At 41.5% G+C, this 13,789-nt stretch carries 12 protein-coding genes; 10 read left to right on the top strand and 2 right to left on the bottom strand.

The window, feature by feature from the left end; genetic code table 11:
* The first annotated feature begins 218 nt into the window (after positions 1-218).
* The 9 genes from CHB71_RS17445 to CHB71_RS17405 all read left to right on the top strand — a co-directional run bounded on the left by CHB71_RS17445 (position 219) and on the right by CHB71_RS17405 (position 8,522).
* Entirely contained in the window at positions 219-1,598 is a 1,380-nt protein-coding gene (locus CHB71_RS17445) for an anthranilate synthase component I family protein (protein WP_089358241.1), read from the top strand.
* A 96-nt stretch (positions 1,599-1,694) separates the two neighbouring features.
* Positions 1,695-2,267 carry an anthranilate synthase component II gene (locus tag CHB71_RS17440; RefSeq protein ID WP_089358286.1) on the top strand — a complete coding sequence of 191 codons (573 nt, stop codon included), beginning with the start codon at positions 1,695-1,697 and terminating at the stop codon, positions 2,265-2,267.
* Positions 2,264-3,256 carry an anthranilate phosphoribosyltransferase gene (gene trpD / locus CHB71_RS17435; RefSeq protein WP_089358240.1) on the top strand — a complete coding sequence of 331 codons (993 nt, stop codon included), beginning with the start codon at positions 2,264-2,266 and terminating at the stop codon, positions 3,254-3,256. Before CHB71_RS17440 ends, trpD begins: the two co-directional genes overlap by 4 nt.
* Positions 3,256-4,047, top strand: coding sequence for an indole-3-glycerol phosphate synthase TrpC (trpC, locus tag CHB71_RS17430; protein WP_089358239.1), 792 nt, complete (start codon positions 3,256-3,258; stop codon positions 4,045-4,047). The genes trpD and trpC overlap by 1 nt, the downstream gene beginning before the upstream one ends.
* Before the next feature lie 103 nt (positions 4,048-4,150).
* Positions 4,151-4,771 carry a phosphoribosylanthranilate isomerase gene (locus tag CHB71_RS17425; RefSeq protein WP_089358238.1) on the top strand — a complete coding sequence of 207 codons (621 nt, stop codon included), beginning with the start codon at positions 4,151-4,153 and terminating at the stop codon, positions 4,769-4,771.
* On the top strand, positions 4,768-5,952 hold the full coding sequence (gene trpB, locus CHB71_RS17420) for a tryptophan synthase subunit beta (protein WP_089358237.1): 1,185 nt from the start codon (positions 4,768-4,770) through the stop codon (positions 5,950-5,952). Before CHB71_RS17425 ends, trpB begins: the two co-directional genes overlap by 4 nt.
* Positions 5,953-5,955: 3 nt before the next feature.
* The gene (trpA, locus tag CHB71_RS17415) at positions 5,956-6,741 is read left to right on the top strand and encodes a tryptophan synthase subunit alpha (protein ID WP_317043996.1); all 786 of its coding nucleotides are present in this window, start codon (positions 5,956-5,958) and stop codon (positions 6,739-6,741) included.
* Positions 6,742-6,789: 48 nt separating this feature from the next.
* Positions 6,790-7,794 carry a 3-deoxy-7-phosphoheptulonate synthase gene (gene aroF, locus CHB71_RS17410; protein ID WP_089358235.1) on the top strand — a complete coding sequence of 335 codons (1,005 nt, stop codon included), beginning with the start codon at positions 6,790-6,792 and terminating at the stop codon, positions 7,792-7,794.
* A 2-nt stretch (positions 7,795-7,796) separates the two neighbouring features.
* Entirely contained in the window at positions 7,797-8,522 is a 726-nt protein-coding gene (locus CHB71_RS17405) for a phenylalanine 4-monooxygenase (RefSeq protein ID WP_089358234.1), read from the top strand.
* Between the two features lie 349 nt (positions 8,523-8,871).
* On the opposite strand, the gene CHB71_RS17400 is transcribed toward CHB71_RS17405, so the two are convergent.
* A complete protein-coding gene (locus CHB71_RS17400) occupies positions 8,872-10,281 on the bottom strand; it encodes a M48 family metallopeptidase (RefSeq protein ID WP_089358233.1) in 1,410 nt (469 codons plus the stop codon).
* Positions 10,282-10,707: 426 nt separating this feature from the next.
* Here CHB71_RS17400 and CHB71_RS17395 point away from each other — a divergent pair, with 426 nt between their 5' ends.
* Positions 10,708-12,189 carry a dihydrolipoyl dehydrogenase family protein gene (locus tag CHB71_RS17395; RefSeq protein WP_089358232.1) on the top strand — a complete coding sequence of 494 codons (1,482 nt, stop codon included), beginning with the start codon at positions 10,708-10,710 and terminating at the stop codon, positions 12,187-12,189.
* Between the two features lie 38 nt (positions 12,190-12,227).
* Here CHB71_RS17395 and CHB71_RS17390 read toward each other — a convergent pair whose 3' ends face one another.
* A complete protein-coding gene (locus tag CHB71_RS17390; RefSeq protein ID WP_089358231.1) occupies positions 12,228-13,583 on the bottom strand; it encodes a cell envelope integrity protein TolA in 1,356 nt (451 codons plus the stop codon).
* Positions 13,584-13,789: the final 206 nt, after the last annotated feature.

Genomic DNA, 13,789 nt, shown 5'->3' with positions numbered 1-13,789 from the left:
AGTTACACAACTGGTTAAAAAAAAGTTTAGATTTTTTATTTCATTCTTGTTTTTTAAAACTAAATACAATTAGCTTAGCGACCATAATGATTACGACAAAAACATATTGGTGGTGGCATGTAGACAATTTTGATTGTTGACGAGCCACTGCTGTGTTTAAAAATATATAAACCCTGACAGTTTCGTCAGGGTTTTTTTGTTTCTAAGCATTGATAAAAATGAAAATATATACACGAGAACATAAGATTTTGGCGGATACAATCACTCCGGTGAGTATTTTTTTAAAACTGCGAGACAGATTTGCCAATTCTTTCCTACTGGAAAGCTCGGATTATCATGGAGCAGAAAATAGTTTTTCGTATATCTGTTGTTCCCCATTGGCTCATATTAAAGTAAGCAAAGGAGAAGTTGATAAGATGCTTCCCGGCAGAAAATCTGAGAAGTACCCTTTAAAGGACCTGAAATTAGAAATAGATAAATTCGCAGGATCATTCAGTTCAGAAGATACCAATGGTTTTATCAGATCGGGTTTATTTGGCTACTTTAATTATGATGCCAAGGCAGAATTTGGAGATTTAAAAATCAAGCAAGCTGATGATTCAATACCAGTTGCTCAGTATCATCTTTTTCAATTCATTATAGCACTTGACCACTTCAAAAATGAATGTCACATAATAGAAGCCTTTTTAGATCAGCCGGATGATGTGTTATTCGAGGAGGTAAAATCTCTGATTCAGCAGCGAAACATTCCCGGATATCCCTTTAGTACACAAGGAAAAGCAATATCAAACAAGTCGGATGAAGAGTATCTGGATATGGTAAAAAAAGGAATTCATCATTGTCATGTAGGTGATGTCTTCCAGGTCGTATTATCCAGAAACTTCAAAATACCTTATCAAGGCGATGATTTCCAAGTATATAGGACCCTGCGGTCAGTTAATCCATCACCATACTTATTCTATTTCGATTATGGTAGCTTCAGGGTTTTTGGTTCATCACCAGAAGCTCAGATTGTATTAAAGGATGGTAAGGCAGAAATCCATCCAATAGCAGGTACTTTCCGACGAACAGGTAACGATAAAGCTGACTCAGAACTAGCTGAAAAGCTTATAAATGATCCAAAAGAGGATTCAGAGCACGTGATGTTGGTCGACCTTGCTAGAAACGACCTGAGTCGAAGTTGTGATAATGTTAAGGTAGAAACCTACAAAGAGGTTCAGTATTATTCTCATGTCATTCACCTTGTTTCTAAGGTGACTGGAGAAATAAAAAAGGGTGCTTCGTTCATGGACATTGTTGCTGAAACATTCCCGGCTGGGACACTCTCAGGAGCGCCAAAAATCAGGGCAATGGAAATCATAGAGGAAAACGAAAATACACCCAGAGGTTTTTATGGAGGAGCGGTTGGGTTTATGGATTTTAAGGGAAACTTCAACCATGCGATTATGATCCGAAGTTTTCTGAGTCAAAACAACACTTTGAAGTTTCAGGCGGGAGCTGGAGTAGTTGCCCAATCTAAACCGGAAAACGAATTACAGGAAGTGTTTAATAAAGTAGGTGCATTGGAACATGCGATTAAGGAGGCGGAAAATCTGTGATTGAGAAATAACTATGAAAAATATAAATACATTTTCAGGTGAAAATTCCCCCTTTGAAGGGGGGTGCGATAGACAAAGAGAGGGAGGGGGATGTCAATGAAGAAAGTACTAATCATAGATAACTACGATTCCTTTACCTACAACCTGGTGCATATTCTTCGAGAGTTAGGTGTTGCGGAAGACATGCGAATCGTTCGAAATGATCAATTTGAATTAAGCGAAGTAGAAAATTACAGTCATGTACTTCTGTCGCCAGGCCCGGGCTTGCCTAAAGATGCCGGACTCATGCCGAATGTGATTGCGAAATATGCATCCACTAAAAACATATTGGGCGTTTGTCTTGGGCACCAGGGGATAGGAGAGGCATTTGGAGCTACGCTCTTGAATCTACCGAAGGTTTATCATGGCATGGTTACCCCGATTGAATTGAGAGCAAACGATCAACTTTTCGAGGGTCTACCGGCATCATTTAATGTCTGCAGGTATCATTCTTGGGTCGTGGATAAAGAGAGCCTTCCGGATGAATTGGAGGTGACAAGTGTAGCTGAAAATGGCAATATCATGTCTTTTAAGCATAAGGAATATAATGTTCGGGGTGTACAATTCCACCCGGAATCCATTATGACAGAGCATGGGAAACAGCTGATGAAAAACTGGGTGGAACTATGAAAGAAATACTAAACAGATTAATAAACAACCAAATACTGTCGCGAGATGAGGCGAAGGAAGTCTTGACAGGTCTTGCGACCGGACAGTATAATAACAGCCAGATTGCCTCATTTCTCACTGTTTATCTTATGAGACCTATCAGAGTAGAAGAGCTGGAGGGTTTTAGAGATGCGATGCTCGATTTATGCAATCCGGTTGATCTGGAAGGATATAACGCTATTGATGTTTGCGGAACGGGCGGTGATGGTAAGAATACATTTAATATCTCAACGATTTCTTCCTTCATCGTCGCAGGAGCGGGTGTGAATGTGGCCAAGCATGGCAACTATGGTGTGTCATCGGTTAGTGGGTCATCCAATGTGCTTGAACATCTGGGCGCAAAGTTTTCGGGAGATTCGGATCAAATGAAAAAATCGATGGATGCATCAGGCATATGTTTTATGCATGCTCCACTATTTCACCCAGCCATGAAAAATGTTGGGCCTATTCGGAAGGAACTAGGGGTGAAAACCTTTTTCAACATGCTTGGTCCGATGGTTAATCCTTCCTTTCCGCCCAATCAATTGGTAGGAGTTTTCAGTCTGGAACTGGCACGATTGTACGGCTATTTATATCAAAATACAGACAAAAATTTCTCTATCGTCCATTCACTCGATGGATACGATGAAATTTCATTGACAAGTGAATTTAAGCTCATTTCCAATGGTACTGAAAAATTGGTTGCTCCCGATGATATGGGGTTTGATACGCTGCATCAGGATCAACTTCATGGAGGAGAAACAGTGGAGGAAGCGGCAAACATTTTCAATAAGATTTTATCCGGGGAAGGAACAATAGCCCAAAATCATGCCGTGCTGGCAAATGCTGGTTTGGCTATTTCCACTGTAAAACAAAGCACATTTGAAGAAGGAGTAAATGAAGCAAGAATTTCATTGGAAAGTGGAAAAGCCCTAAAATCATTTAAAAACTTTTTAAGCATCAATAGTTAATGGATATCCTGTCTGAAATAGTAGCGAATAAGCGAAAGGAAGTAGAGGCGAGTAAGGAGCTTTACCCGGTAAAATTGCTCGAAAAAAGCATGTACTTTGACGGTAAACCGGTTTCACTAAAAAAATACCTCCAAAGAGAGGATAAATCGGGAATTATCGCCGAGATAAAACGGAAATCTCCCTCGAAGGGGATGATCAACGCACATGTCTCGGTTGAGCGCACTTCTATTGGTTACATGCAGGCGGGTGCTTCCGGTTTGTCTGTGCTCACAGATAAAGACTACTTCGGAGGTTCTCCGGAGGATTTGAAAGTAGCCAGATCATTCAATTTTTGTCCTATTCTCCGCAAGGACTTTATGATTGATGAATATCAGGTCATCGAAGCAAAATCTTTAGGAGCGGATGTTATCCTTTTGATTGCTGCTGTCCTCGATAAGAAAGAGATCGAGAAGCTGGGAAAATTGGCTCAGGGATTAGGTATGGAAGTGCTACTTGAGGTTCATAATGAAGAAGAACTCGAGAGAAGTATTACCGACAAGGTTGATTTGATCGGTGTGAATAATCGAAACCTCAAAACCTTTGAAACTGATGTGAAGACCTCAATGGATTTGGTTGAGAAGATCCCTGCGGATTTTGTGAAGGTTTCTGAGAGTGGATTGGCTGATCCGGAAATAATCAAAGAATTAAAGAAGGAAGGATTCGAAGGGTTTCTCATGGGTGAGACTTTCATGAAAAATGGACGACCTGAAAAGGCTGCAAAGGAGTTTATAAAACAATTGGAAATTGAATAAAATATTAAACACCCCTGTAATCCCCTAAAGGGGATATTCCCCCTTTGAAGGGGGGTGCGAGAGGGTGAGCGTGGGAGGGGGATGTTATAAAAATTTTACAATAATGAATAACCTAAAACTAAAAGTCTGTGGTATGCGCGACCCTGAAAATATCAGTGGGTTGCTTGACCTTAGGCCTGATTTTATTGGATTTATTTTCTATCCAAAATCACCCAGGTATGTGGATGAAATGGATGGGGATTTCGTCATGCGTATTCCATTGAGCATTCATAAGGTTGGTGTTTTTGTGAATGAAAGCCTGGAAAATATTGTCACTCTGGCAGATAAATATGGATTGGAGTACATACAGCTTCATGGGGATGAGGATTTGGATTTCGCTAAGGCAATAAGGGAGAAGGGTCTTAAAGTCATCAAAGTGTTTCGGGTGATGGATACAATCCCCTTCGTAGCTAAACAGTATGAAGGTATTGCTGATTATTTTCTTTTTGATACCCAATCAATGAACTACGGCGGCTCAGGGCGTCACTTCGACTGGAACATCCTGCGTACTTATAATATCAATGTTCCCTTTCTCTTGAGTGGTGGAGTACAGCTTGAAGACATTGATCAGATTAAGGAAATGAATATCGAAAAACTGGTGGGCGTGGATGTCAATAGCCGGTTTGAGGTGGAACCCGCTTTGAAAGACATTGAGAAGTTAAAGTTATTAAAGGAGGCACTATGAGTAGGTTCAATGTGGATGAAAAAGGATACTACGGGCAATTTGGAGGTGCCTATATCCCTGAGATGCTCTACCCCAATGTGGAAGAGCTGAGGCAGAATTACTTACAGATTATTGAATCCGATGATTTTAAAGGCGAATTCGATCAGTTGCTTAAAACTTATGTGGGACGACCAACACCCTTATACTTTGCTTCAAGGCTTTCTGAAAAGCACAATACCAAAATTTACCTCAAACGTGAAGATTTATGTCACACCGGAGCGCATAAGGTTAACAACACCATAGGTCAGATTCTTTTGGCCAAGCGATTGGGTAAATCAAGGATCATTGCCGAGACCGGAGCGGGGCAGCACGGGGTAGCTACTGCCACTGTTTGTGCGCTAATGGGTATGGAATGTGTGGTGTACATGGGGGAGATTGATATGGCCAGGCAAAAGCCCAATGTGGAACGAATGAAAATATTAGGTGCCGAAGTAAGGCCGGCATCTTCCGGTAGCAAGACCCTCAAGGATGCAACAAATGAAGCGATGCGTCACTGGATTAACAATCCAGATGATACGCATTATATCATCGGCTCTGTTGTTGGCCCACACCCATATCCGGATATGGTGGCCCGTTTCCAGTCGGTCATCAGTGCAGAGATTCAAAGCCAGCTTCAGGAAGTAGAAGGAAGAAACGCACCTGATCATGTGATTGCCTGTGTCGGGGGAGGTAGCAATGCGGCAGGGGCTTTTTATCATTTTCTGGATGACGAATCAGTTAACCTGATTGCCTCGGAAGCAGCCGGAGAAGGTGTGGCGTCCGGAAGATCCGCGGCTACAACCACGCTAGGTAAACCGGGTGTGCTTCATGGAAGCAAGACCATTCTGATGCAAACAGATGATGGGCAGGTTGTGGAACCTTATAGCATTTCAGCGGGGTTGGATTATCCGGGCATTGGACCTATGCATGCGCATCTATTTGATGCGGGTAGAGCTGAATTTTACAGCATCACTGATGAAGAGGCGATGATTGCAGGCATAGAGCTTAGCAAACTGGAAGGAATCATTCCGGCAATTGAATCAGCACACGCATTGGCTGTTTTGGAGAATAGAAGGTTTGAGCGAGACGAAGTTGTGGTTCTAAACCTTTCAGGGAGAGGTGATAAAGACCTGGAAACATACATCAAATGGGGTAAATACTGAGAAATGGAGAAGTTGACGGTAATGAATAGAATAGACCATGTATTTATTGAAAGGAATGACACCCTAAATGTGTACTTCACAGCTGGATATCCTGTATTGGACGATACCATTAGTGTCGCACGATCTCTTGAAGAGGCAGGAGCAGATATGCTGGAAATAGGTATTCCTTTTTCTGATCCGGTCGCTGATGGCCCAACCATCCAGGAGAGCTCTCAGCAGGCTTTGGAGAATGGAATGACCATCGAGGTGCTTTTCGGACAATTAAAGAGCCTCAGAGAACATGTGACGATTCCGGTTTTACTTATGGGGTATGTGAACCCAATCATACAGTATGGAATCGAAAGATTCTGTGATAAATGTGCAGAAGTTGGAATAGATGGAGTGATTGTACCCGATTTACCCATGCAGGAATACCTTGACCATTATGAAGCTAACTTTAAAGAGAAAGGGATTCACAATATTTTCCTCATAAGTCCCAATACTACCGAAACTCGTATTCGGGAGATTGATGAAAACTCCAGTGGTTTTATCTATGTGGTTTCATCCTCAAGCATTACTGGTGCTAAAACTGGTGTGCAAGAAGGTCAACTAGCCTATTATCAACGGATACAGGAAATGAAACTCAAAAACCGAAGATTGATTGGCTTTGGCATTTCTGATAAGGAGACCTACCAGACGGCATGCAAGTATGCCGATGGAGCCATAATAGGAAGTGCATTTATCAAACAATTGAAAAATGATGCTTCAGATAGTGCTATAAAAGAATTTGTAAAAGGAATTAAAAAATAAGCTCGGTTTTCTCTGTGAATTACTCAGGAATCTTAGCGATTAATTAAAATGATCATACAATTAGAAAACGGTGTAAATGGCGAGGTACTCAGTTCAGTAGAGCAAGAGCTTAAGTCATTGAAATACAAGACGACTCACGTCAAAACGCAGTACGGGAGCTATCTTATTGGGACAGGTAAGAGGCAGTTTGATATACGAAAAATAGGACACCTTAAAGGAATCAAAGATATCCATGTTGTATCGGATGATTATAAGCTGGTTTCGGCCAAATGGAAAGTGAACCCAACGGTGATCGACCTGGGTGATGATGTCAAAATAGGAGGAGGTCATTTTGCATTGATGGCCGGACCTTGCAGCATTGAGGGAGAGGAGAATATCATGGATACCATCAATTTGCTTAAAGCCAATGATATCAAAATCATGCGTGGAGGTGTGTATAAACCACGAAGTTCCCCCTACTCATTCAGAGGATTGGGAATTGATGGGTTGAAACTGTGGCACCAACTCGCACGAGAAAATGGGATCAAGATCGTCTCTGAGGTGATGCAGGTTTCCCAGATAGAAGCAATGCATGATTATGTAGATATGTTTCAGGTAGGTGCCCGAAACACACAGAATTACAATCTGTTGGATGAATTAGGTAGGGTAGATAAACCGGTGATGATCAAACGGGGAATATCAGGAACCATCGATGAGTTGTTACATAGTGCTGAGTATGTATTCTCAGGCGGCAATGAACGCTTGCTTTTATGTGAGCGTGGGATTCGCACCTATGAGAAAGCATCCAGAAACACTTTTGACATCAATGCAATTCCTATCCTTAAAGAGAAATCACACCTTCCGGTGATCGCAGATCCATCTCATGGAATTGGAATCAGAGACCATGTAGGTCCTGTAGCAATGGCATCAGCTGTTGCAGGTGCAGATGGGATCATCTTTGAAACACATTGCAGGCCGGAGGAGGCGTTTTCTGATGGGCAGCAAACCTTAGACTTTAATGAAGCGAATCAACTGATAGAAAAATTGAGAGTATTAAATAGCATGGCGAATTAGATATGAGGCAGATTTACGACAACTACACACAGGAGGATTTTGAGGTTTGGAAGATTTTGTTTGATCGGCAGATGAAGCAATTTCCAACCCATGCATGTGATGCTTATAAAAAAGGGTTAAAGATTGCAGACTTTGAGACGGGGCTGATACCTGATTTTAAGGAAACAAACCAGATTCTTCAAGACACTACCGGCTGGCAGCTGGCCGTGGTGCCGGGGATTGTGCCTGATTATACTTTCTTTGAACTGATGGCTAACAAGCGATTTCCAGCCACAACATGGTTAAGGAAAATGAAAGAGCTGGATTACCTGGAAGAGCCGGATATGTTTCACGATGTGTTTGCGCATGTGCCCCTACTTACCAATCAGCATTTTGTCAACTTCCTGGAGGAGCTTAGTAAGATTGGGCTGGAGTATGTGGGAAATGATTACGCCATTCAGCTGCTTTCAAGAGTGTACTGGTTTACCGTAGAGTTTGGATTGATTCAGGAAAAAGAGGGGCTAAGAATATATGGGGCCGGCATTCTCTCCTCAGCGGGCGAAACCAAATTTTCACTAAGCGAGGAGCCTCCTAAACATAAGTTCAGCATCGAGCATATGCTTGAGACCGGTTATAGAAAAGATGTATTTCAAACCGAGTATTTTATCACGGAATCATACGAACAGTTATATAATTCTATTCCGGAGATAAAAAAGCTAATGCAGGAGAAGTTGGCAGCTATAGCATAATGTGCATAACCTGGTGGAAAACCAGGGTAAAAGTTGTTGAAAACTAGAAGGTTACAAAGTTTGGAGATGTAAAATTATGGTCTACATTAGTATCATCAAACAAGGGATAGGAAACTGAAACAAATGTTTCCAGTCAGGCAAAGGGAAGTTGATTTTAAGTTTGGCTTGGATCAACGAAGTTTGAATGACTGCTTTGAAGAAGCGGTTTTGGAGGCAACTCCAGAAAGCGCATTGAAGGGGAATCCGAACAGTAGTTTGAAATATTGCAGTTGCTACGGCAGTTGCAGTATTGAAAGGGTGAAGATCAATCTGATTCTTCGCCCTTTTTGTTATTATCCTGGTTTAAGAACTAATCCGCGTCTGAATATTTGTTTAAACTTTCTCCCGAAAAAGTCTTCCTGAATTTTTTTCTCAGCTCTTTATCCTCCGAAAACCTGTTAGTGATTAATAAGATGTTGTGCAGCACTCTGTAATGATCAGGGTTTTGCGGATCAAAGTTTTTCTTGACATAGAGGTATGAAATTTCAGCCGCCTCAGCAACCGTCAGATTGTAGAGAAAATAGTTGAGCGCTTTGGTTTCATCGGGATAATGATCGATGTTAATCCTTATTACACCAGGTAATATTTTATCGTTTTTAGCGAGGGCTATTTCATAGAGCATCCTTCCGATCTCAAAATCAAAGTAGCTCTTGTTGTCGGCTTGTGCTTTGAGCTGCAAGGCATGATGTATACCTAAATCATAAAATTTTGTTTCATAAAAACAATCGACAAGATTGTTATGCGAAACACTTTTTAAGTTTGATGGGATTGGCGTGGACGTTCTAGGTGCCGTATTCATCGTTTCAGCTATTATCCTTTGTACCCTAAGGTCTAGATCGGGATGTGTTTCAATCGAATCATTATTTAGTAAGTGCCTGAATAAATCATCGGCTTGCAAAGCTTTTCTTGGTGTTAACCATCGCTTCTTGAAAGGGATCTCCTTGAAGATGAATGCATCAAAAAGTGATGTTTTTAAAGGATAAATCGGATGGTAGGCAGATTTTAACTTTTTGAGTGCTTCAATGGAGGCATGCACACTGTAACCGCTATTTTTTAACATGAGTAATGCAAGTGAATCTGCTTCTAGTTCATTACCTCTACTTTTCATAAACATTGTGCTGAACCAATATTGCACATATTCCAAGTCTTCAAGCGTCATGGTTCCTTCCGGAATCTTTTTGATTCTTCGTTCAACAGATCTTGTGGATGCTCTTCGCAGGTGACTGTCAATCCGCTTTCTTAGGTGATTTAAATGATAATGTGCTCGTTCATGCGCAAGTATAAATGCGATCATATCCTCACTTTCTGCTTGAGCGATAAGTCCCAGGTTAATAGATACCGTACCTTCTCCGTAGGAAATTGCATTTTGCAAACCATCTCTCGCGATAAGCAGTTTTTTGATCTTTTTTACCTCCGGGTTATGAATGGTGAGTTTTTCATTGATCTCATCGATGTATGCCTGGATCTCATCGTCATTGATGAATTTTTCGTTTTCAACCAGATTAATAAGATAATCGGTGGTTTGATCGTAAACCGAAGCATAATCACTTGAAGTGGGGATGCGCTGCTCTTTTATTTCTTCATCTTTCTGATCTTTCAAATCCCGGATTAGTTCGGTTGATCCTTTATCAAAGACAGTCAGACTTGGGTAATTAACCTGTTGAGCTTGAATAGAAAATGTAACCAGGGTCATCACCAGACTTTGGGCAATCCTTTTCATTAACCAGTACAATATGTGAATAACTAGGTGGAAAACTATGGTAAAACTTGTTGAAAACTAAGCACTTACAATTTTTGAAGATGTAAAGTTATACTCTACATTAGTATCATCAAACAAGGGATAGGAAACTGAAACTCACGTTTCCAATCAGACAAAGGGAAGTTGATTTTAAGTTTGGCTTGGATCAGCGAAGTTTGAATGATTGTTGAAGAAAAGCGAATCAAAAGGCAACTTTTGAAGGCGCATCCGAAGGGAGTCCGAACAGTAGTTTGAAATATTGCAGTTGCTTCGGCAGTTGCAGTATTAGAAGGGCGAAAATCAGTCAATGATTCTTCGCCCTTTTTGCTTTTTCACCCCTCCGTATTTCTTCTGATATATTTAAATCAACCAAATCCTTATCTTTAGGGAAAACAATCGCCTAGCCAAATGAAGAAATTTGACGTCTGTGTCATCGGTGGCGGCCCTGCAGGATATGCTGCAGCTATGCGAGCCATCGATTTCGGTAAAAGTGTAGCCCTAATTGAAAAAGATAAATTAGGAGGTGCAGGAATCCATCAAGGTGCACTTTGGAGCAAAACATGGTGGGAAATCTCCCGAGAAGCTCGAATGATAAACGTGCATGGAAATGCCCTCAATGTAGGGAGCACCGAGTTCAGCTATGAGAAAGTAAAAGGAGAAGTTGCACAGGCGGTAGATCAGCGTGTGAATCTGCTCACACATCACATGCAGAACATCAACCTGGGTTTGGGTGGTGATCTGTTTGAATATATTCACGGAACAGGCCGGGTGACAAGTAAGAATACCGTGGAAGTTTCCGGAAACGGTCAGGATCAATGCCTGGAGGCTCAGTACATCATTTTAGCGACTGGAAGTGTGCCTCGAAAATTACCGCACCTTCCTATAGATGAAGAAATTGTCTTTACCTCCGATGGACTTAGTAACCTTACCCACTTCCCCAAGTCAATTGTGATTGTGGGTGCCGGGGTGATTGGATGTGAGTTTGCAACCATATTTTCCAATTTTGGACACACCAAGGTTCACTTAATTGATAAAGGAGATCGGATTCTACCATTCGAAGATGAAGACGTTGTTAAGGTGATAGAGAAAAATCTTGAAGCAAAAGGGGTTTTAATTCATAGAAACTCCAAACTGATAGAGATGAGAGTGGAGGAAGAAGAGGTTGTATACATTCTTGAATATACAGATGGGAACAAAGAAAGTTTCAGGGTAGAAAAGGGATTGATTTCTATTGGTCGCGTTCCGCAGTATGATAAGTTATTGGATGATAGCCTTGGGGTAGAGATAGATGATCGTGGAATTAAAGATGACCTGACCCAAACATCTGTGTCAAATATTTATGCGGTTGGAGATATTACCGCAGATATATCCCTGGTAAATGTTGGTGAATTGGAGGGACGCTATGCGGTGGAACGCATTTTTGGCAAGCCGGAACAGCCACTGATTTATAAGAATATATCCACAATAATGTTCCTTGATCCAGAAGTAGCAGGGGTAGGAATGAATGAAATACAGGCAAAGCAAGCAGGCTTGCAGTACAAAATGGTCAGCTTGAACTACGAGACCATCTCCCGTGCTACGGCTATGCGAAACACGCAGGGCTTTATCAAGGTCCTGGTGACAAATGATGATGAGATGAACATTCTGGGTATGCGTGTGGTAGGAGAGCATGCCTCCAGTGCTATTCAGGCAGTTGCCCTTTTGATTTCACAAGACAACAGTATCAAAGAATTGGCAGAACTGATTCACCCACACCCATCCATTATTGAAGGCATTCAAGAATGTGGGCGTATTTTGATGGGAAAGCCACTATTCAAGCCTAGAGTGCTTAGAAATGCAATTAGATGCCAGGTTTGGGATGGAAATGAGTATCAGGATTTGGTTGAGTAGGGTCGTCTTCATTTAAAAAGGGGCAAAAGCCCCTTCGTTTAGTTAGAGAAATTCGAGTTATCTGTTGTCAGTTGTTTTGCCATAGCGGCACCTATCAATGACTCCAGTGGTGTTCCTCCGGAATCTTCCCCTCCGATAATCATCGTTTGTGGGAAGGTGAGTTTAGACAGCTCGGCTGCTACTCCAACAGAAGTTTTGTATTGCCACTCCGCCCTTTCCTGAGGTGTAAGTCCCGCGATTACAAGCTTCGCATTTTCATATGCTTTCGCATCGGCAGACACTTTCTTTTGCTGTGCTTTCAGCCGCTCTGTTTCCAGGGCTATAGCAGCCAACTCCTTGTTTGTGCGCTCTTGTTTCAGCTTCGTTTCTATAGCAATCAGTTGCTTAACCTGCTCTTTCTCCTGAGCCACACGTTCCCCGGCTTTATCTCGCTCTCCTTCGGCAATGATACGTGCCTGTGCCGCCTTGGCAGTCTCTACCTTTTGCTGCTCAATCTGACGTTTTGCAGACTCATCTCGTTGCGCCTCCAATCGCTGCTTAAAGATTGGTTCCAACACCACGTCATCCACAATTACCTGAGATACTATGATGTTGTTCTCGGTCAACTCGTGAGGAATCCGCTTTGGAAGCCCATTTTCCAATACTTTTTCCACCGTGTAGCTTGTGCGTATCTCTTTGATGGCACGGTCGGTATTTGTTTTTTGGACCTCATTAAATACCGTATCTTTGTGCTCAATCTTGATGACCGCATACGCTCCATCTTTTAGCTGTTCGTCTAGCGTTTGTCGGAAACTTTGTGCCTCGCCGGATATGTAATCCTGTGCAGCATACATGTAACCGGTGTTGTTCGTTTGCTCTCTGATAGTTGGGATCAACGTGTTTTGTACGAGGTTGTCCATCGTACGGTACTTGATAGCAAGTGTGATGAAGTCCTCTTCTACGGTTGGTAGCTGAAACCTTCCGGAGATTTTTACTTCTGCAGTTACCTGATCAATAAATCGGATAGGGATCGGCTTCATTAAGCCTTCTATGTCCTTAACTTCATCGTCCGGATCAGTCACTTTCACATCTATATACTTTTGCCACGGTACTACCTTAGCAAAGCCCCGAAATTTAATACCCTGATTCATAACCACATCACTGTGACCTGTCGGGTAGACCAGGAAGTACTGATAGCCTGGTTCAGCCCAGAAAAACAAGTATGGAAGCATTGCAACCATAAATCCAGTCCCCGCAATAAAAAGTGATATTTTCTTTGTAAACATCAGGAAGAAGGGTGGAGCTTTTCTCCTGATAAGGACGCCATCCTCAAATTGATCCTGGTCGCTCAATTGCGGCCGGAGATAGAACATAAACAAACCAAATAGAATAATAAGAATACCAAGTAAGATCATAGGTTTTCAAATTTTAATGGTGAAACATAATTTTAATCATTCGTATAGTTGCATTTACAAATACACATAATATTTAACGCATTTATAATTGATTGGGTTACGATAACAGTAGAATAATTTTGAGTACTAAGTATTAGTAGAAATAAAATGCAATAAATATTAAATAATACAGTTCATAATATTATTTAAATAATTATAATCAGAAT

It is taken from the genome of Ekhidna lutea (assembly GCF_900188325.1).
GTDB classification, from domain to species: Bacteria; Bacteroidota; Bacteroidia; order Cytophagales; family Cyclobacteriaceae; genus Ekhidna; species Ekhidna lutea.
This window is presented reverse-complemented; position numbering and strand designations above follow the sequence as displayed.